General features: G+C 42.7%; 22 protein-coding genes and 1 pseudogene. 19 read left to right on the top strand and 4 right to left on the bottom strand.

Going from position 1 to position 19170, the window contains the following annotated elements; translation table 11 throughout:
- Window positions 1-317: 317 nt before the first annotated feature.
- The 4 genes and pseudogenes from rpoD to BN1234_RS07280 form a co-directional block, all read left to right on the top strand.
- Window positions 318-1262, top strand: a pseudogene (gene rpoD / locus BN1234_RS07295) (RNA polymerase sigma factor RpoD); the annotation flags it as partial.
- A 212-nt stretch (window positions 1263-1474) separates the two neighbouring features.
- Complete coding sequence (locus BN1234_RS07290) at window positions 1475-2497, top strand: UDP-N-acetylmuramate dehydrogenase (RefSeq protein WP_054956005.1); 1023 nt, start codon at window positions 1475-1477, stop codon at window positions 2495-2497.
- Window positions 2498-2756: 259 nt separating this feature from the next.
- A complete protein-coding gene (locus BN1234_RS07285) occupies window positions 2757-3686 on the top strand; it encodes a manganese-dependent inorganic pyrophosphatase (RefSeq protein WP_054956004.1) in 930 nt (309 codons plus the stop codon).
- A gap of 261 nt (window positions 3687-3947) precedes the next feature.
- On the top strand, window positions 3948-4466 hold the full coding sequence (locus BN1234_RS07280) for a hypothetical protein (protein ID WP_054956003.1): 519 nt from the start codon (window positions 3948-3950) through the stop codon (window positions 4464-4466).
- Window positions 4467-4562: 96 nt separating this feature from the next.
- Here BN1234_RS07280 and BN1234_RS07275 read toward each other — a convergent pair whose 3' ends face one another.
- Complete coding sequence (locus BN1234_RS07275) at window positions 4563-5309, bottom strand: hypothetical protein (protein ID WP_054956002.1); 747 nt, start codon at window positions 5307-5309, stop codon at window positions 4563-4565.
- A gap of 249 nt (window positions 5310-5558) precedes the next feature.
- On the opposite strand from BN1234_RS07275, the gene BN1234_RS07270 reads away from it, so the two are divergent.
- From BN1234_RS07270 to BN1234_RS07250, 5 genes are all read left to right on the top strand, one after another.
- A complete protein-coding gene (locus tag BN1234_RS07270; protein ID WP_054956001.1) occupies window positions 5559-6335 on the top strand; it encodes an amino acid ABC transporter substrate-binding protein in 777 nt (258 codons plus the stop codon).
- A gap of 44 nt (window positions 6336-6379) precedes the next feature.
- Window positions 6380-7039, top strand: a complete 660-nt coding sequence (locus BN1234_RS07265; RefSeq protein ID WP_054956000.1) for an amino acid ABC transporter permease — start codon at window positions 6380-6382, stop codon at window positions 7037-7039.
- Window positions 7040-7053: 14 nt separating this feature from the next.
- Window positions 7054-7800, top strand: a complete 747-nt coding sequence (locus tag BN1234_RS07260) for an amino acid ABC transporter ATP-binding protein (RefSeq protein WP_054955999.1) — start codon at window positions 7054-7056, stop codon at window positions 7798-7800.
- Between the two features lie 168 nt (window positions 7801-7968).
- Window positions 7969-8172, top strand: a complete 204-nt coding sequence (locus BN1234_RS07255) for a hypothetical protein (RefSeq protein ID WP_054955998.1) — start codon at window positions 7969-7971, stop codon at window positions 8170-8172.
- Between the two features lie 235 nt (window positions 8173-8407).
- Entirely contained in the window at window positions 8408-9541 is a 1134-nt protein-coding gene (locus BN1234_RS07250; protein WP_054955997.1) for a hypothetical protein, read from the top strand.
- A gap of 250 nt (window positions 9542-9791) precedes the next feature.
- Here BN1234_RS07250 and BN1234_RS07245 read toward each other — a convergent pair whose 3' ends face one another.
- The 3 genes from BN1234_RS07245 to BN1234_RS07235 all read right to left on the bottom strand — a co-directional run bounded on the left by BN1234_RS07245 (window position 9792) and on the right by BN1234_RS07235 (window position 12291).
- Window positions 9792-10538: a sulfite exporter TauE/SafE family protein gene (locus tag BN1234_RS07245; protein ID WP_054955996.1), complete on the bottom strand. Its 747-nt coding sequence runs from the start codon at window positions 10536-10538 to the stop codon at window positions 9792-9794.
- Window positions 10539-10624: 86 nt separating this feature from the next.
- Window positions 10625-11293 (bottom strand): pentapeptide repeat-containing protein, encoded by a 669-nt coding sequence (locus BN1234_RS07240; RefSeq protein WP_054955995.1) that lies wholly within the window; start codon window positions 11291-11293, stop codon window positions 10625-10627.
- Between the two features lie 29 nt (window positions 11294-11322).
- Entirely contained in the window at window positions 11323-12291 is a 969-nt protein-coding gene (locus BN1234_RS07235) for a helix-turn-helix transcriptional regulator (RefSeq protein WP_054956010.1), read from the bottom strand.
- Between the two features lie 132 nt (window positions 12292-12423).
- On the opposite strand from BN1234_RS07235, the gene BN1234_RS07230 reads away from it, so the two are divergent.
- From BN1234_RS07230 to BN1234_RS07190, 10 genes are all read left to right on the top strand, one after another.
- Window positions 12424-13326 carry an SDR family oxidoreductase gene (locus tag BN1234_RS07230; RefSeq protein ID WP_054955994.1) on the top strand — a complete coding sequence of 301 codons (903 nt, stop codon included), beginning with the start codon at window positions 12424-12426 and terminating at the stop codon, window positions 13324-13326.
- Window positions 13327-13464: 138 nt separating this feature from the next.
- Entirely contained in the window at window positions 13465-13848 is a 384-nt protein-coding gene (locus BN1234_RS07225; RefSeq protein ID WP_054955993.1) for a DUF302 domain-containing protein, read from the top strand.
- 160 nt (window positions 13849-14008) lie between these two features.
- Entirely contained in the window at window positions 14009-14164 is a 156-nt protein-coding gene (locus BN1234_RS22465; RefSeq protein WP_170308001.1) for a hypothetical protein, read from the top strand.
- A gap of 97 nt (window positions 14165-14261) precedes the next feature.
- Complete coding sequence (locus BN1234_RS07220) at window positions 14262-14936, top strand: hypothetical protein (protein WP_054955992.1); 675 nt, start codon at window positions 14262-14264, stop codon at window positions 14934-14936.
- A gap of 36 nt (window positions 14937-14972) precedes the next feature.
- Window positions 14973-15533 (top strand): TlpA family protein disulfide reductase, encoded by a 561-nt coding sequence (locus BN1234_RS07215; RefSeq protein ID WP_054955991.1) that lies wholly within the window; start codon window positions 14973-14975, stop codon window positions 15531-15533.
- 107 nt (window positions 15534-15640) lie between these two features.
- Entirely contained in the window at window positions 15641-15976 is a 336-nt protein-coding gene (locus BN1234_RS07210; protein ID WP_245640116.1) for a hypothetical protein, read from the top strand.
- 286 nt (window positions 15977-16262) lie between these two features.
- Window positions 16263-17114 (top strand): WXG100 family type VII secretion target, encoded by an 852-nt coding sequence (locus BN1234_RS07205; protein WP_054955990.1) that lies wholly within the window; start codon window positions 16263-16265, stop codon window positions 17112-17114.
- A gap of 32 nt (window positions 17115-17146) precedes the next feature.
- A complete protein-coding gene (locus BN1234_RS07200; protein WP_054955989.1) occupies window positions 17147-17347 on the top strand; it encodes a hypothetical protein in 201 nt (66 codons plus the stop codon).
- Window positions 17348-17362: 15 nt separating this feature from the next.
- Window positions 17363-17644, top strand: a complete 282-nt coding sequence (locus tag BN1234_RS07195; RefSeq protein WP_156337168.1) for a DUF4176 domain-containing protein — start codon at window positions 17363-17365, stop codon at window positions 17642-17644.
- A gap of 205 nt (window positions 17645-17849) precedes the next feature.
- Window positions 17850-19127: a class II aldolase/adducin family protein gene (locus tag BN1234_RS07190; RefSeq protein WP_054955988.1), complete on the top strand. Its 1278-nt coding sequence runs from the start codon at window positions 17850-17852 to the stop codon at window positions 19125-19127.
- Window positions 19128-19170 lie beyond the last annotated feature (43 nt).

Here is a 19170-nt window from a genome sequence, read left to right as displayed (position 1 = left end):
AGCTAATGCACTGAAGGAAGATAGAGAGAACTATATTGCTGCAGGCATGGATGCTTACATAAGCAAGCCTTTAAAAAGAGCGATACTCTCTGAAACGATAGATCATTTTTTCGGTGATGTGGACAAGAAGGCATAACAAGAAAAACCGATCTCACAGAAGTGAGATCGGTTTTATTATTAACATAAACTAGAAGTTGAAATCATAGCCTTGATATGATAGAATGACGCATAAACAAATAATGTTGAAAAGTCATAATAATCTACACTAAGATTAGCATAAAATATCAGAAATGTCAACAGGGGGGCATAGAATGGAAAACCGTCATGATGCGGATTTCGCAATGGATCGAGGGGTTGCGGAACCGGAAAAAACAGCGAGTTCTCCTTCAGAGGATTTTTCGGTACACGATGACCTGTCGCTTCCTCCAGGTATTAAAATCAGCGACCCGGTTCGTATGTACTTAAAAGAAATTGGCCGTGTTCCCCTTCTCACAGCAGATGAAGAAGTGGAGCTGGCAAAGCGAATTAACAATGGTGATGAGGAAGCTAAACGCCGCTTGGCGGAAGCGAACCTGCGGCTTGTTGTCAGCATAGCAAGACGCTATGCAGGGCGCGGCATGCAGTTCCTGGACCTGATTCAAGAAGGTAATATGGGATTGATCAAGGCTGTAGAGAAGTTTGATTATTCAAAAGGATTCAAATTCAGTACGTATGCAACATGGTGGATCCGGCAAGCAATCACTCGCTCCATCGCCGATCAAGCGCGAACCATTCGGATCCCTGTGCACATGGTGGAAACCATCAATAAGCTTGTAAGAATTTCTCGTCAGCTTCTGCAGGAACTAGGTCGTGAACCGACTCCTGAAGAGATCGGTAAAGAGATGGATATCAGTCCTGAGAAGGTACGGGAAATCCTAAAGGTATCTCAGGAGCCTGTCTCGCTTGAAACTCCTGTAGGTGAAGAAAGCGACTCGAATCTGGGCGATTTCATTGAAGATCATGATGCACTTGCTCCTGCAGATGCTGCAGCTTTCGAATTGTTGAAGGAACAGCTGGAAGAAGTGCTGGACACACTGACTGAACGTGAGGAGAATGTGCTTCGTCTCCGCTTTGGCCTTGAGGATGGCAGAACACGAACGCTTGAGGAAGTAGGGCAAGTATTCGGTGTGACGCGTGAGCGTATACGCCAGATCGAGGCGAAAGCCCTTCGCAAGCTGAGACATCCAAGCCGCAGTAAACGATTAAAAGATTTCCTTGAGTAACTTAACTATATGAATTCGTGATTTTATCTTCCACATGACAGTTCCTTGAAGACGGAAGGCTATATGCCTGTTTCGAGGGACTGTTTTTTATTGACAATGAAAACTGCGGCTGAATGAATTGACATGGATCAAGTGTTTCCATCATAATTATGAAACGTGACTAGAATAAATCAGTTTTTCACGAATACTGATAGAGGAGTGACATGACACCGATGAGCTTACATACATCCGCTATAGAGCGGTTATGCTTACGAGACATACCGTTGTCTAGCTACTCTACATATGGCATTGGAGGAGCAGCTAGTTACACGGCGCTGCCAGAAACAGTAGAAGATCTAACCGCTATCTATCAAGATTGCCTGGCCAAAGGACTCTCCTGGTATACATTTGGCATGGGCTCTAATATATTATTTCCTGATCAGCCCGATCCAGATACGGTATTTATTTCACTGAAGAAGTTAACACAACTAAACGCAGATCAAGGCAAATGGTTCGTTTCTTCCGGAACACCGATGTCCATGCTTTCATTGCTTGGATTAAGTGGAGGCATAGATGATCATGATTTCACATTCTTGCTACCCGGATGCCTGGGAGCCGGAATTTATATGAATGCGAAATATAATCACAGACAAATCTGCGACATCATTGATACGGTATATTATATCGATACAGCGTCATCGTCTTTATCTGTTCAATCCATTCCGGCAGCAGAATGTGAATTTGCTTATAAGAAGTCAATCTTCCAGAAGCATCCATGGATGGTTGTTGGTGCGGACCTGAACATCCCGGTTCATTCTGAGGAGCAGATTCGTTATATTAATTCTTTGATCCCTGAATGGAAAGCAAGAGGAAGTCATCCATCTTCTTTACCGCATTTCTTCTCGTTCTTCCTTGGTGAAGTGCATGCTCTGGCAGGGAAGGGATTTCCAACACCTGAAGCAATGCTTGATATTATTAAATACCGAACGAGCAAAAAGCATTTTGATTATCCATCATGCGGCTCTGTATTTAAAAATAATTACGATTTTGGAGTCCCTATCGGTTCGCTTGTCGATCAATTGAATTTAAAAGGAACTGAACATGGTGGAGCTATTATATCTCCGCATCATGGAAATATGATTTTGAATCAGAATCATGCCACTGCTGCAGACATTAGGTACCTTATGGACGTGATTATGGAAGCGATCGATCGTAAATTTGGCTTTGTACCTGAGCCTGAAATTGTGATTGTTTAACTAACAAAGGAGTAAAGGGAGATATGTTATGAAACATGGTCTCCCTTTATTTATAATTATTTTTAGATTTTTTGGTTGGTTTATATCAGTATATTCTTATGAATGATCCTCTTTGTCATTAATCAAAGTTTATTCATTAATGACCTTATTAGTGGAATGGATTTGGAATGAGTAGAATTTAACGATATAATTAGTTAAGATTATACCTGCAGAAGGTTCTCAAGAAATATAGATAATAATTGGTCGGAGGGTATTTTTAATGGAAAAAACATTGATCTTTGGACACAAAAATCCGGATACGGATACAATCTGTTCTGCTATTGCATACGCTGAGCTGAAAAAAGAACTTGGTCTTCAAGCTGAGGCAGTTCGCTTGGGAGATATCAACGGGGAGACCCGTTTCGCACTTGATTATTTCAAGGTTGAGGCTCCACGCTATGTAGAGACTGTAGCTAATGAAACGAAGGATGTTATTCTGGTTGACCATAACGAGCGTCAGCAGAGCGCTAGTGATATCGAACAGGTTCGGGTGGTTGAAGTGATCGACCATCACCGTATCGCTAATTTTGAGACAAGCCATCCATTATACTATCGTGCAGAACCTGTAGGATGCACCGCTACAATCCTTAACAAGATCTATAAGGAGAAAGGTGTAGCGATCCGGAAGGAAATTGCAGGCTTGATGCTGTCAGCAATTATTTCCGATTCCCTGCTCTTTAAATCACCTACCTGCACCGAAGAAGATGTTGCTGCAGCCCGTGAATTGGCAGCAATTGCAGGAGTTGATGCAGATGCTTACGGACTGGAGATGCTTAAAGCCGGGGCAGATCTAAGTGATAAAACAATTGAGCAGCTGATTTCCCTGGATGCCAAGGAATTTCAGATGGGCGGAGCTAAGGTTGAAATTGCTCAGGTGAACGCTGTGGATACGAACGACGTTCTTTCCCGTCAAGCTGAGCTGGAACAAGCTATTTCCTCCATTATTGCAGAGAAGAAGCTCGACCTGTTTGTGTTTGTAGTAACGGATATTCTGAACAATGATTCCATTGCACTTGCACTTGGAGAGCAGACTCAAGCAGTGGAGAAAGCATATAATGTTTCGCTGAATAATAACCAGGCATTCCTCAAGGGAGTGGTATCCCGCAAATCGCAGATCGTTCCTGTATTGACAGAAGCTTTCAATAAATAAAGAATTAAATTTCATTAACCCGTTTGTTACACATTATGTGTAATAAGCGGGTTATTTGCATCCTGAAGATTGAGATATTGTAATCTTATGAAGACGATTTGAAACCCTTTTTAAACTCTTCCTTCGTATAATACAAATATAGAAAAAAACTTCATGAAAATGTGATGAATGTGTAACAATATGGTTTAAACTTCCAGATAAGCGGGTAATGATCATATAGATATCCGTTCTCCATTTAATACATAAGGGAGAGTTGTAACGATGAGAAAATCAGGATGGAAATTGACAGCATTGATGTTACTGGTATTTATGATGATGACAACCGTAGGGGCAGCCTCTAGTAACGAAGAATATACGCCGGTGGTGAAAACTGCTAATCAAGAAGCTGTATTCATAAATTCCATCGAAGTGAAGAATGGTAAGGTTTATCTAAACGTGGATCCGATTCAATGGTATGAAGGTGAAGAGGCAAATGAAATTTTTCGTGAACGTGAACAAGACCCTGAGATGACAGAGGCACCGGATGGATACTATATTATAAATGACAAAGAGGAACAAGTTATTCTGGATGTAGCGGACGATGCTGTAGTTCAGCTTCAATTGTATGATCATACGGGGCGTGCAGAAGACGCTCAGATTCAGTGGAATCAGGCTGTAAGCCTGAAAAAGTTTATTGCGGTTTATAATAAGAAGGATATTATCGACATGAAGTGGTTCCCTTATCATGTGACTGTTGAAGATGGTACGGTCGTGAAAATTGTTCAGCAGTATACTCCATAATGATGTGGGAGTTGAAAATCTGCATATGGTATCAATGAAGTAGACGGCTTGCATGACGCAAGCCGTCTCTTTATTATGCTGATCTGCCGCATATAACTAATTTGGCTGTTTCGTCTGTTTGATCGAAGTACTGTGATGTTTGAAATGGCTCTCATTTTGCTTAAAATTGCGACCATATACAAAATCAGTAACAAAACCTCTTATCTTAGCTTTACGCTCTTCATACTGTCCCTTTGAAAGCTTTCCTTCTGCCAGCTGTCGATCCAGCTGTTCAGTGACAGCTTGAACCTGCTGATCGATAACAGTCTGCACAGAGACTCCGTTCTCTTCAGCTATACTGGCAAGCGATTTACCGGAATGAAGTGATTCTTTAAGCTTCTCCGGGGTCACTTTCAGAAGTTTAGCTAATTCCTCGATCTTCATGAGGCGTCCACGGCGATGGTTACCCCCGTGATGCCATCCGCCTTTTTGATCGATTAGCTTGTCCGCTGCTGCCGAGAAGTCCATCGGTACCCCAAGTGGCGACGGCTTTGATGCTGCCCGTGATTGCAGGAGCTCAACCACTTTATCTTTAAGGACTGCACGTTCGATGCCTTGCTGTGCAGCAATTTCTGCAAGGGATTCTTTCTGCAGTCTTTCATGCAAGGTGTGGACCTCGAGCTTAAGGAAGACGGCAAGATCTTTCAGCATACTGATTCTATTCTTGGAGATATGTTTATAACTATGATCGAACTCTGCAGTTGATCCTTCTGCCTGTGATATTCCGTGGAATGGCATAGAGAATATCAGAGTTAAAGTGAGGATATACAGCCTTCCATAGGTCCATTTATTCTTTCGCCTCATATAATCTTTCACCTTTCTTCTATGGTAAGTTGTTGATACAGATGATTTTTATTATTTCCTTGTTAGCCGAAAAATAACTTAACTGGTGTTTTGAAATGTATGAAAATTTTTTGACATTTCATTTCATCATGTCGTAATGCGTCGACTTCTGTCATCTAATATGGTATCATTGAGTCCTGATAACGCACTAAAGCGTTTGTGAAGAACCGGGATATTAGAATCCGGTCAAGCATCTTAGGGGGCAGTATAATGAAAAAGACATTGTTGGTTGTAATCAGTGCAATTCTGCTGTTAAGCGTGGTCGGATGCTCCGGCTCTAACACATCAGCTGGCGGCGATAAAGAGCTGATTGTTGGTATTGATGATAAGTTTGCACCGATGGGTTTCCGTGACGAGAAGAATGAAATCGTCGGTTTTGATATTGATTATGCCCGGGCTGCGGTTGAGAAGATGGGTTATAAAGTGAAATTTCAACCTATCGATTGGAAGGCGAAGGAGTCTGAATTAAGCAGCGGCCGGATCGACCTGATCTGGAATGGATATACCATCACGGAGGAACGTAAAGGAAAGGTTTTATTTACAAAGCCGTACTTAAAGAATAGTCAGGTGGTTGCCGTGCTTGCAAGCTCGGATATCAAGAACATTCAGGACCTCGCAGGTAAAAATGTAGGTCTCCAAAGTTTATCATCTGCTTCTGACGCACTCGATGGTCATAAGATTAAATCGCAAATCAAGAGTGTTTCCGAATTCCCGGATAATGTACTTGCGCTAAGTGACTTGAAGAGTGGCCGTCTTGACGCTGTTATTATTGATGAGGTTGTAATCAAATATTATATGTCGAAAGAAGAAGGAACCTTTGCACTGCTGGAGGAATCCATTGCTCCAGAGGAGTATGGAATCGGAGTCAAGAAAGGAAGAGAGGATCTTCTGAAAGAGCTTCAGACCGCTTTGGATGCTCTCAATGCAGACGGAACAGCTGCTAAAATATCCGAGAAATGGTTCGGAGAAGATAAGGTTCTGAAATAGAATAGTATACGTACAACATGTTTTTAAAATGGGAGTTAGAAATTATGGACATAAATTATCTGATAGACATCACGATCCCGATATTGGAGGGAGCACAAAAAACGATACTATTGTTTCTGATCGCGATTGTGGCTTCCATTCCACTCGGCTTTGGGCTTACTTTACTAGTGAAGAGTGCAATTAAACCATTGGTATGGTTAGCAAATGCATTCATTTATGTGATGCGGGGAACACCGCTTTTACTGCAGCTGCTGTTTTTCGTTTATGGGCTGCCGATTCTGCCTGTTATTGGTGAATACTTGGTTATGGACCGGTTTGTAGCGGCCAGTCTGGCATTTGTATTGAATTATGCTGCTTATTTTGCTGAAATATTCCGAGGTGGATTGCTTGCAATAGATAAAGGCCAGTATGAAGCATCACAGGTGCTCGGGCTCAGCCGCTGGCAGACAACGTCTCGCATTATTTTACCGCAAATGTTTCGAGTGGCTCTTCCAGCCGTATCGAATGAGTCAATAACCTTGGTGAAAGATACAGCACTGCTGTATGCAGTTGCAGTTCCTGAGTTACTACATTTTGCTCAAACCGCTGTAAACCGGGATTCTAGGCTGCTGCCATTCGTTGTTGCGGGTGTTATCTATTTGCTTATGACGTTAGTATTAACATTATTATTTAAGTATCTTGAACGCAGGTTCAAATTCGAATAAAGGACTGTACAGCAATGGCTATTATCGAAGTTTCTAATATACAAAAATCATTTGGCGATTTGAACGTTTTAAAAAATGTGTCCTTTGAAGTCAATAAAGGTGAGGTTGTTGCAGTCATCGGGCCTTCCGGCTCGGGGAAAAGCACCATGCTGCGGAGTCTTGTCCATCTGGAAGAGGTTAATGGCGGCTCAATTCGTGTTCAGGATGAATACCTTGTTCATGATGGGGTGTATGCAGACAGCAAGCAGTTAAAGAAAATCACTTCCCGTATGGGAATGGTATTTCAGCATTTTAATCTTTTTCCGCATTTGAGCGTTGAGAAGAATCTTGAGCTTGCCCCCAGACAGGTGAAAAAGGAATCCGAAGAACAGGTTCATAAAAAGAGTTCAGAGCTGCTAAGGAAGGTGGGGCTTACAGATAAGGCCGCCGTTTATCCTGCCAATCTGTCAGGCGGCCAAAAGCAGCGTGTGGCTATAGCCAGAGCTTTAATGATGAACCCGGATATTATGCTGTTTGACGAGCCTACCTCTGCACTGGATCCTGAGCTTACTGGCGAAGTACTCCAGGTGATAAAAAAGATTGCCGAGGAGCATATGACCATGGTGATCGTAACCCATGAGATGAGCTTCGCGAGAGATGTGGCTGACCGTGTTATTTTTATGGATAATGGTGAAGTGGTGGAGTCCGGTACGCCGGAACAAATATTTAATCATCCAAAAGTGGAGCGGACAAGAGCCTTTTTAAACCGGGCGCAGCAATAAGACTTAGAGAGAGGGAAGCTGGCATGAATGGTGCCGGCTTTCTTTTTTTATGATTGAAAAGATGGTCAGGGTGCAGGATGAGAATAAAATGAGAAGTCCTTCACAATATTAATGAGGCAAAAGCAGCGCTGTACATGCAAGTAACGAACAGGAGCAGGAGGGAAGTTTATGGATCAGCAGGAGCCGGATCATCTCGTCAATGCAGAACATATTTCGGAAGAGACACTTGAACAATCGTATGCTGAATTATACCGGAACATTGAACATTGGGTGGAACAATCCGAAGGAATTACGAATGTTCCGAGGCCCAATGTGTTTGAAGATCAGGAAGACACAATAGTTGACTCAATAAGCGATATGGATAAACAATAGTATAAAGTGATTATCAATCAATATTTGTAGCCGCTAAAAGATGGATACTTTAATTCATATTAGCGGTTTTTTAGTGTCATAATTATTTTTGATAAGTTGGGAACCAGACATTCGTAAAATGAGTCTTATTGTTTGAGGTGAATAAATTGGAACTAGATTTAAGTCATTTACAATATACGAAAGTCATGGATCGCCTATCATTGGAAGCAATAATGGATCAATATGGTATGGATGTTTGGAATGGTATGGACGGGCCAAGAAAGGTCCGTTCGAGAATGATGGCTTTACTATAAAGCACAAACAAGCAATCATGATGAAGATAGAAGAGAACGAACGATCAATGACCGGATATAAAAAATCGAATAATTCTCGTAAAAATATGCAGTGGGGTGTTTCAATTACAATCATATTATTCGTTGTAGCAGTGAGTTGGTTATGGAAATCGGATATATTAAACTCAAACTTAGTCTACAGAGCTCATAACATGCTAATGGAAACATCTTCTGAGGGGGTGTCACCTGCAATTTGGAATAGTGCCAAAACAGCAATGCTTGAAGTGGTAGGTAAACCGATGGAATTTGTAGATAGCAGGGAAACAGATAATAACGAAATATTATTGTCTTTCAGTGGTGAGGGGAAAGATCGTGCAAGTTTATGGATTGACAAGTCATCTAAAAAAGTAACAAAAGTGGATTCAATTGCAATATTACCGAAAAGTTCCGTTTCATCATTAGCAGATCAGACAGAAATGGAGTTACAACAGTTAAGTTATTCAGGTTCATTTGATTATTCTGTAGAAAGACAAGTTTTATATCGAGTTTGGAGTGATACTCAGAATGTCGTGAATACAACCTTTAGAAGTGAAGATGTGAACGTGGAATTTGAGAACGGCGATATGAAGCGAATCTGGATGCATAAGAATATTCAGGATATATCTGCTGAAGTTGATAATGAGGGAAGTATAGCGCTGAAAGAACTGCGTGGTGCTAGTGAGGTTCCCACGCTGTCCAAGGCATTTTATACAAAGTACTACAGTCTAGGATATGAAATATTGGAACTTCATTATGGTGAGGATGCCATTGTCTATGTAGATCTAGGCCGGGGTGAAATTGTACAGATTAGCGATTTATCCTTAAGAAATGCTTCTGATGGAAGCACAAAAGTGACGGATGTTAAAAATGTTAAAGACACAGTTGCTCCTCTTATAGATAAAATACTTGGTGTAAATATTAAAGATTACCAGGTGTCCATTGATAAGAAAAAGCCAGGACATTATATGTTTGTAAAAGAGGGAGTGCCAAGTATAACGGTTGCTTACAATTCGGAAAATTATATTTATTCGATCCGAAAAGAGATTTATGAAGAATAATTGACCTGCCATTAAGTAAATTTTAGTGGGAATGCTCGAAGCAGCGGAGGGGACGAAGCGTTTCCGGACAAGCGAAAGCGTTCGCCTTTGTGCTCTAATTTCTACGATATACAAGAATCATTCAGGAAATTAGAGCACAAGAGCGATGGGAGGAATGATTCGTATCCGTAGCGCCTCCCATTAGCAAAATGGGGCTAATCTCAAAATCTAAGACATTTGGGATGAACCCACAGGAGTGCAAATCGACATTCTACCTCAACATCATAATAATACTACCTATAATCGGCGTACCAATCATGGCGAATCGAAGCAATGCTTTTGGAGCTCGTGCCGTAAATTTGGCACCAATATATGAACCGATCATAGTTCCGGCAACGACCTGTAAAAGGAGGCTCCAGTCGATATAACCAGCTTGGAAATACCCGAATCCTCCGAATAATGCGATCGGCATAATGACAAGCATAGTTGTGCCCACAGCCAGTCTCATTGGCATATGAAACAGGATCATAAGGGCGAGCTGAATAAAGGGCGTTGAACCGATGCCGAACACACCGGACATACCGCCCGTAATAAGTCCCGAGATCGCTGCCATCAACCAGAAATGTGGTGATCGGATGGAAGTCAGTAAAGGACGACTGGAGATTGTCACTCGGGTACGAGCCCAGATTAGAATCCCGGAGAGAAAGAGCATCATGGCGGTAAACCATACGAGCTTGTCCTCTGGAATAAGTCGTGCTGCGAAGCTGCCCGAATAAGCACCGATGGCTCCGAATAAGCCGACAGCCAGACCTACCGAGAAGACGGTGTTCTTTTCCCGCATATGGCTGATTGATCCTGAGAGCATTGTAAACACCATCGCGGCGATCGAGGTGCCAAGCGCGGTATGGACTGGAATGTGAAACAAGGTTACGAGCAAAGCGATGATAAATCCGGAGCCGCCGGCACCAACAAATCCAAGGATAAGTCCCATCATCAGCATAGTGAAAAATATAGTCATGAGCATTCGCTTCCTTCTTGGGGATGTAAACAACTTATTCATTAAATACTAGGCGTCGGCTTCGCTTAATCATGATTCGAATGAAATTACTCCTTCACGATGAGTCCGAATATCTTGGTGAACAGGATTGATTGGGCCGGCGATATAATACAACCCTGCAGGTCCTCTAATGTACAGCCTAGGTTATGAAATTCTGCTCTGCTAAGATCAATTCCCGCCAGCTTCGTGCCAGAGAACTGTGCCTGGTCGATATTTGTCTCTGCAAAATCCACCTTCGAGAGGTCCGTATGATAGAAATCGGATTTGGTCAGAGACGTTGAGCGGAAAGATACCTGCTTCATATTCGAAAAACGGAACGTTGCATAATCTCCGGTACAGTGATGGAATGAAGCATTACGGATGGTTGCAGCTGTGAGATCAAGACCTAGTATTTTGCAGTGATTAAACTGTACCCGGTGAATAATAGCCTCACTGAAATCAGCATTCGATAAGTCACAATGATTAAAGACAACATCGGTCAGTTCCAAATGCCGGAGTGAAACATGCTCAAACGTGACATGATCAAATACGGTCTGGTCGAACATGACTTTATTGGCGTTCAGATAAGATAGCCGTCCATCCTGTAGTAAAGCCTGATTGAAGCTGGATTCATCCTGAATCTCAAGCTCAGGTATGTCAACACATTCGGGTGCCTTAGGGATTTTGGGGGATACAATTTTGATCGTTTCTTGGGTCGAACGTGAAGATTGGGACATTGAGAATTCCTCCGGTTATGAAAAATAGATCAGTTCAGCTGCTTATTTATTTGTTCATATTGCTTCAAAATTTGATTGGCCTGAGAGATGACCCGCTCTTTAAGTTCTTCAGGATGGGATACCTGAATATACGGGCCGTGGGACAAAATAATCTCGCACGCAGATTCTAATGTGTCGAATTGAACTTCCGCTTTCAGCCAGTGTTTCTTATATGGAGAATAATTAATAATTTTTACATAACGCTCTCTTTCAAGCCGGTTTAATCGAGATGCCTCTATTAAGAGCACAGCTGGATATCGCGGTAAGTTCTGCTTGAAATCGTTCATCGAAGCCTCCCAGTATTGAGCCAAATGAAAGTCAGCGGGGCGCTCGAATGAATCCTCAAGCATTTTGGCATCCAATAACCTTGATATCCGGTATGTGCGAATATCCCCTTCGGACTCCGCAGCAACATACCAAACGTTACGTTTGGCGATAAGCCCTAGTGGATGGACCACCCGTTCAACAATCCGGTCCTCACGCTTATAACGAATGGAGAGCTTACGTTCCAACCATACAGCATCTTGAACGGTGGATAAACAAGCTAACGTGTCCAGGACCGGACTCCAGCCGGCACCGTCAATATGGATGCGGGACCTGACCATTTCGGCGTCTTTACGAATGGAATCCGGAGAGGACGCTAATAATTTCTGAAAGGCGGATTTATAATGCCTCCTGATGCCTAAATCTGCTAACAGATTGTCCGGATTGGATATCAGCAAACTCATGAGCTCTTCTCTTTTCATGCCTGTCAGTTTGGTTTGATACTGTTCGGATAGACGCCAGCCGCCGTGAAGACCCCTTTCTGCATAAACGGGAATACCGGCGGCACTTAGTGCTTCCATGTCACGGTTAATCGTTCTTTCCGATACTTCGAGCTGTTCAGATAGACTGCGGGAAGTCATTTTACCGTTATTTTGCAATATGAGGAGTATGGACAGCAATCGGTCAGCTTTGATAACGTTCACATCCCTTACGCTCAAGTAAAATGTTTATATTAGTGTAACATGAAAATAGGACAAAGGATGTCATATATCATTTGCTACACTAAATACATAGATGATTATCCCAAAGAACTGGAGGTATAGATTATGAATAAAAAGCCTTTAGCTGGAAAAGTGGCGGTCGTTGCCGGAGCAACCAGAGGGGCAGGCCGCGGAATTGCAGTTATGCTGGGTGCTGCTGGTGCTACCGTATACTGTACGGGGAGAAGTACAAGAGAGAGCCGTTCAGATCTTAATCGTCCTGAGACCATTGAGGAGACGGCTGAGATGGTCTCAGCCCGCGGAGGAGTGGGTATTCCGGCTCGGGTTGACCATACACAGGAGAAAGAAGTGGAAGCATTTTTCAAACGGGTAGATGAAGAGCAAAATGGACAGCTGGATATTCTGGTCAATGATATATGGGGAGGCGAGCAGTATGTCCAGTGGGGTGTTCCATTTTGGGAGCATTCTCTCGCTGATGGTCTGTTGCTTCAGGAACGCTCAGTTAAAGCGCATCTATTGACAAGCTATTACGGAGCACCGCTTATGGTAAAGCGCAAGCAGGGAGTCATCATCGAGATGACTGATGGTGTCGGGTACCACTACCGGGGACAGTTATATTACAGCTTGGCCAAAATATCCCCGGTTCACTTAGCTGCCGCAATGGCGGAGGATCTTCGCGATTATCAGGTAACAGCGGTGGCTGTGACGCCAGGTTTCCTCCGATCCGAGCAGATGCTGGAATACTTCGGGGTAGCTGAGGAGAATTGGCGTGACGCCGTAGCGAAGGAGCCGCATTATATTGAGTCAGAGACGCCGTATTTTGTAGGACAGGCGGTAGCAGCACTGGCTGCAGACCCGAACGTGTTTAAGTATACGGGCAAATCGCTGAGCAGCTGGGGACTCTCAGATGTTTATGGATTCAGTGATATTGATGGAAGAAAGCCGCACTGGGGAAATTATGCTCTGAAGCAGGGGCTGATGGATAAAGAGAAGCTGGGTATGGAGTGATTTAATATATTGGGGATTAATAAAAATGGATTCATTTCATTGTAATAAGTTGGTTTACCATTGCTGAATATACCTTGGGGAGTATGGGTAATTATATATGAGTGTTATTTTTTCCTGAATAAAGAAGGAGGATTCATCATGTTTCATTACACCGTACAAACGAACAAATCGCCTAAACAAGCGATTTCGGATTTGACCGAAAATCTGAAAGAAGAGAAGTTCGGGGTTCTTATGGATTTGAATATGAAAGAGAAGCTGCATGAAAAGGGTGTAGAACTCAATCAGCTGTATCATATTCTTGAGGTATGCAACCCTGTTGAAGCAGAGAAGGTGTTGTCCGAGAATGCACTCGTTGGTTATTTTCTTCCCTGCAAAATTGCAGTCTATGAAGACCAAGGGGCAACAAAGATCGGGATGCCGAAGCCGACAGCACTCATCAACTTTATTGAGAATGATAAGCTGTCAACGATTGCAAAGGATATCGAGCAGCGTCTAATCCAATGTATTGATAAAAGTATTTAATATGGAGTCTGAAAAAGAGGCCTATTAGGCCTCTTTTTCAATGCGGAATTTTGGAAAAAATTCAGTGAAAGACAGCAGCGGCTTATAATTACCACGAAACGCTTTGTTTCTCAATACGTAGAGTAGGGAAGTGTAATCGTTATTTTTGGAGGGAAAGTAAATGAACAATGAATATGTTGTAGGGTGGGGGACACTCGCGCTCATAAATGCAGGTATTGCTCAGGGAAAGAATCGAAGCGGACTTAACTGGTTTTTACTGTCATTATTATTTGGTCCGGTGGCCACATTCTTTCTTGTGATCTCGGATAAAAGATAGGCAGGAAGCTTCAGTTGACACGGAGTAGTGTTCTTATTATCATATAATGTATACCCCTAGGGGTAATAAAAATGAGCTGTATTAGGGAGGAAATAGTTTGAGCACGATTGCTTTGGGTCCATTGATGATCCGGGCGGATTTATTGGCTTTTATTATATCTGCTGTCACGGGCTATATCGTTCTGAAAATGCGTCTTCGCGGTCGGGAAGAATCACACTGGATTACAGATGTCTATACGAATGCACTAATCATTGGGTTTGTTGCATGGAAATTCGGTATGATCGTGTTTGATCTTGTGCGGACAATTCAGAATCCATTATCACTGTTGTATTTAACGGGTGGGGATAAAGGCATTCTCCTTGGGACTGCATTAGCCCTCTTGTATATTGGATTCCAATTGAACAGGAAGCGGTCATTAACCATCCCCTTATTGAAAGCATCGGCTTTGGCTTTTTTAGCGGCAAGCTCTGCAAGATATGCGCTTCTAGGGTTGTGGCTTGATACCTCCGGATGGGACGATCTGTTGTATGTATTGCTTCATGCAATATTCGCTGTGATCGTTTGGTTGAAATTTGATTCTTCGATTCGATATTTTAACTCACTCGCTTTATGGTACAGTATTGGCTCAGTCTTTATTCGATTCTTTGATCCGGATCGTGACATTGTCATAGCCGGCCTTAGTGCTATTCAGATTGTATATGTCATTATGGCAATAATCCTATTGGCTTCTGACATGATCATTAATAAACCGAAACAGGACAACGTCGGCTAATCTTAGGAGTGAAATAGTCGAGGGAGAGGGAGCTTTATGAGGAAAAACTGGATTGCTATAGTAATTTTGCTGGGCCTGGTTTCCTGGGGCATTTATGATTATTCCAATAAGCAAGAAACGGGTCAAACCGGGACGAATAATGTGACAGTAGATCACTCCATTGAAGAAGGGCTTAAGATTGGAAACAGGGCACCTCAGTTCACATTGGAGACGAAAGATGGAGAACCGGTTAAACTATCTGATTACGCCGGGCAGACGGTTTTTTTGAACTTTTGGGCTTCATGGTGTCCGCCATGTAAGGTCGAAATGCCGTATATGCAAGATTTTTATGAGGAATATAAGGACAAGGATATGGTGATCTTAAGCGTAAATATGGCACATTTAGAGAAGAATTCGGACGATGCTAGTGCATTCCTTGACGAAGTAGGGGTTACATTCCCGGTTGCATATGATTCCAGAGGAGTTGTGACGGATCAATACCAAATCGTTGCTTATCCCACGACATATGTAATTAATGCACAGGGCGTAATTACGGATCGCTTTCAGGGAGCTATTGATCACAGCATGATGGTTAAAGCCTATGAAAAATCCCGCTGAAATAGTCAGCATAATAAAAGAATCTATATAAAGTAGACGTTTGTATCGGACATGGACTCACCTAGTGGAATAGAATAAATCAATTCAACGGGTGAGGAGGATGAGCGGTGCATAATATTTATCCGCTAACAGTAGAGACATGTAAACCATATGTAGGCCGTCAGGTCTGTGCTGTACTGCATGACGGTTCACAAGTAAGAGGAACTCTTAAAGGTGTAAGTGAAAGAGGCTTGGAGTTTGAGGAAGTGTATCCTTCTGTTGGCATATTGTCTACAAAATCCCGCAAGGCTAAGAAACAACCCTCTTCTAGTGTGAAGAAGAACGCAGAAGTTTCTGCTTTTGGTCCGGGATATGGCTACGGTTATGGCTTTGGATATCCTGGTGCTGCATTGGCGTGGACCTCCATTGCGCTGTTGTTCTTAATACCGTTTTTCTTTATCTGATATTTTCTGGAATGGCTGGGTATCAATATGTATCATAAAGCAGCTCTTAGCGGAGCTGCTTTTTTCGTGTTGTTAACACAGGGTTATCCGAATTAGTGACTTTAGACGGATCTGTTTCTTTAAGATCGGGAAAAAATGGACCCAGAGATTCATTGTGGACCGGGTATTCAAATTTTAAAATAGAAAAATGTGGTTATTGGGTTTTAGGGATGGTTAATAGTTTCTGAATTGATTTATATCCTTAGACAGGTTAATTCTAAAGCGCATAAGAAGGAGCGTCTTGTCCATGTCCAATCGTATTTTGATTACTCCAGAGCACATCAATCAGGTATCTACGCAATTTGCCCAATCGGGTCAGCAAAGCAGCGAAATTGTTCAGAGGCTTCAACAGTGCATACAGCAAATGGAAGGACAGTGGGAAGGAATCACCCGCGAAAGATTTTACGGTGAATATCAGCAGGCAAGAGTCACCATGAACAAATTCGTAGAATGCTTACATACGGTATCCACAGAACTGAATCAAATTTCTGTGAAATTCCGAACTACAGATGAATCAAGTACAAGCCCTTTAGCTAATAATGTGATGGCTGGCGGGGCTATGGCTGCCGGAGCAGGGGCTGGAGTTATAGCCGCAGGATCGGGAGCGGCGGCTGCAGGCGGTACGAGCACTGCAGCGAATTCAAAGAAAGATAAATCTCTGGTTGATAAGATGATCGATGGCGCCTCGGTCAGCGGAAGTGTGATCGAAAATGAGGAAAACGGGTTTTATACCAAGGCTATTTCTGGTGAAGCCGGAGCAAGTCTTACCAGCGGAGCGCATGCCGAGGCCACAATTGTTGAAGCAGGTTACTCAAATGATTATGTAGAAGGCTCTGTAAGCGTGGGCAAGGCAGAAGTGGAAGCTTCTATAAAAGAAGGAACATTGAGTGTAGGAGCTGAGGCTACACTGAATAAATATGAAGGCGGGTTAAAAATCCCTTTACCATTTACAGATAAAGAGTTAAACATCGGCGGATCTGCTTCGCTTGGCGTTGTTGGAGGATCAGCTGAGGTGGGAAAGTCAGGCCTGAAATTCCATATTCCGCTCGGTCCAGGAGCAAGTCTCGTAGGCGTAGGCGGAGAGATCACGATCGATTAGGACTGATCAAGGCAGAGGGGAGTCTGAAATCTTTGAGCGATAAACTTATTAAATTCAAGCAGATTATGATCGCTATTGCAATTATCGGGGTTCTAGGAACCGTGATACCGAATCTTTTGGATTCCAGTACTCAAGGTGTGGAAAAAGCGGTAATCGTCATTACTTTTCTAATTACGATTCCACTTGTTGTTACAGCTGTCTATTTTATCGGGAAGAAAATAATGAAGGGATGAATGGAATTGGAACTCATGCAAGCGGAACTCTTACCTATAGGATCTGTTGTAAAATTTAAAGATTGGGATCAGACACTGATGATTTATGGAAGGATGCAGAACGATTCCAAAACGCTGAAAAGATGGGATTATGTCGCCTGTTTCTATCCACATGGAAATTTGACATCGGATTCGAATATATTTTTCAACCATAAGGATATTTCAGAGGTTGTCTTTAAGGGATACGTAAACGATGAGGAAATTGCTTTTCGTGATGCATTGGTAAAAGGAATTGAGAAAGCTGAGCAGGCAAATTAAAGGACACCCAGGTGGGTTGTCATGGCCTCTTGGTATGAGAGGGCTGTCTCTGAAACAGAGTATTCTGTTGCGGAGCAGCTTTTTTTATGAGTGCAATAAATCATTGCCGAAAGACAATACATAAAGTAAACTGATAACAAAATAAAACAAAAGAAAACAAATATAAATAAATATTTGAAAACTTTTGTTACTGGAGGCGATGAGCATGCAAACCGAGTTTCTGCATCCGGCTGATCAATTGTTGATGATGATGGAACGGATTTACGGCTATGGAATGACAACGACATCGGGAGGTAATTTGTCCATAAAGGATGAGAACGGGGATATTTGGATTACTCCTGCCGGAGTTGATAAGGGAGCTTTAACGAGAAATGACATCGTATGTGTAAAACCGGATGGAACTGTATCGGGTCATCATAAGCCTTCAAGTGAGTTTCCATTCCACCGACTGATCTACCATACACGTCCGGACTTGAAAGCTGTAGTACATGCACACCCTCCAGCATTGGTGTCATTCAGTATTGTTAGGAGGATACCCAATACAAAGCTGCTTCCGAACGAAGAGCTTATAGTCGGTGATGTGGGAATGGCCGAATACGCACTACCTGGCAGTGAAAGGCTCGGCGAGAATATTGCCGCCGTATTCGCTCAAGGGATCAATAGTGTGATGCTTGAGAACCATGGTGTTGTCGTTGGCGGGTACAATCTGTTCGAAGCTTTCCGGGCATTTGAAACATTGGAATACTGTGCAAGATTGGAGATTAATGCGTATAGAATCGGGAAACCAATTGCGCTGAAGACGGTTAACAGGGATAAACCGCAATTATCAATGGATGAGTTTCATCCGGGAAGTTATACCACAGAGGAACGTGAAATCCGCAGAGAAATGTGCAAGCTCATATCGAGAGCTTATGATCAGGGGCTGTTCACCAGCACCCAGGGAACATTCTCACAGCGTCTGTCAGACGGATCATTTGTTATTACTCCATATGGTGATGATCGTAAATATCTACAGCCTGGTGATTTGGTACGTGTAGAAGAGGGACGACATGAGTCAGGTAAACTGCCAAGCCGGTCTGTTCAGTTCCATGAACTGATCTATAAAACACAACCACATGTCAAATCCATTATTATTGCGCATCCACCCAATATTATGGCATTTGCTGTTACGGACACTGCCTTTGATTCACGTACGATTCCGGAAAGTTACATTTTGCTGAGGGATATGCCGAAGCTTCCGTTTGGAATGGTCGTCCATAAAGCGGAAGAAGCGGCAGCCTATTTTAAGAAGGATACACCGCTTGCTATTGCTGAGAATGACTGTGTCATTGTCACGGGTTCGTCCCTTCTAAATGCATTTGATAGACTCGAAGTGGCAGAATACAGTGCAAAAGCTTTTATTGATACATTTGTTTTAGGTCCGGTTCAACATATCGATGATTCCAAGATTGATGACCTCAAAGAAGCATTTAACCTGGCTTAAGTTTATCTTCCGAAAAACAAAATAAAACAAAAGAAATGCCCGT

This window comes from Paenibacillus dakarensis (assembly GCF_001373415.1).
GTDB lineage: Bacteria > Bacillota > Bacilli > Paenibacillales > Paenibacillaceae > Paenibacillus_AQ > Paenibacillus_AQ dakarensis.
This window is presented reverse-complemented; position numbering and strand designations above follow the sequence as displayed.

Excerpts from the sequence above, each read along its gene's own strand:
- BN1234_RS07290 (WP_054956005.1), top strand. The coding sequence starts at position 1,475 with ATGAGCTTACATACATCCGCTATAGAGCGGTTATGCTTACGAGACATA.
- BN1234_RS07285 (WP_054956004.1), top strand. The coding sequence starts at position 2,757 with ATGGAAAAAACATTGATCTTTGGACACAAAAATCCGGATACGGATACA.
- BN1234_RS07280 (WP_054956003.1), top strand. The coding sequence starts at position 3,948 with ATGAGAAAATCAGGATGGAAATTGACAGCATTGATGTTACTGGTATTT.
- BN1234_RS07275 (WP_054956002.1), bottom strand. The coding sequence starts at position 5,309 with ATGAGGCGAAAGAATAAATGGACCTATGGAAGGCTGTATATCCTCACT.
- BN1234_RS07270 (WP_054956001.1), top strand. The coding sequence starts at position 5,559 with ATGAAAAAGACATTGTTGGTTGTAATCAGTGCAATTCTGCTGTTAAGC.
- BN1234_RS07265 (WP_054956000.1), top strand. The coding sequence starts at position 6,380 with ATGGACATAAATTATCTGATAGACATCACGATCCCGATATTGGAGGGA.
- BN1234_RS07260 (WP_054955999.1), top strand. The coding sequence starts at position 7,054 with ATGGCTATTATCGAAGTTTCTAATATACAAAAATCATTTGGCGATTTG.
- BN1234_RS07255 (WP_054955998.1), top strand. The coding sequence starts at position 7,969 with ATGGATCAGCAGGAGCCGGATCATCTCGTCAATGCAGAACATATTTCG.
- BN1234_RS07245 (WP_054955996.1), bottom strand. The coding sequence starts at position 10,538 with ATGACTATATTTTTCACTATGCTGATGATGGGACTTATCCTTGGATTT.
- BN1234_RS07240 (WP_054955995.1), bottom strand. The coding sequence starts at position 11,293 with ATGTCCCAATCTTCACGTTCGACCCAAGAAACGATCAAAATTGTATCC.
- BN1234_RS07230 (WP_054955994.1), top strand. The coding sequence starts at position 12,424 with ATGAATAAAAAGCCTTTAGCTGGAAAAGTGGCGGTCGTTGCCGGAGCA.
- BN1234_RS07225 (WP_054955993.1), top strand. The coding sequence starts at position 13,465 with ATGTTTCATTACACCGTACAAACGAACAAATCGCCTAAACAAGCGATT.
- BN1234_RS22465 (WP_170308001.1), top strand. The coding sequence starts at position 14,009 with ATGAACAATGAATATGTTGTAGGGTGGGGGACACTCGCGCTCATAAAT.
- BN1234_RS07215 (WP_054955991.1), top strand. The coding sequence starts at position 14,973 with ATGAGGAAAAACTGGATTGCTATAGTAATTTTGCTGGGCCTGGTTTCC.
- BN1234_RS07205 (WP_054955990.1), top strand. The coding sequence starts at position 16,263 with ATGTCCAATCGTATTTTGATTACTCCAGAGCACATCAATCAGGTATCT.
- BN1234_RS07195 (WP_156337168.1), top strand. The coding sequence starts at position 17,363 with ATGCAAGCGGAACTCTTACCTATAGGATCTGTTGTAAAATTTAAAGAT.
- BN1234_RS07190 (WP_054955988.1), top strand. The coding sequence starts at position 17,850 with ATGCAAACCGAGTTTCTGCATCCGGCTGATCAATTGTTGATGATGATG.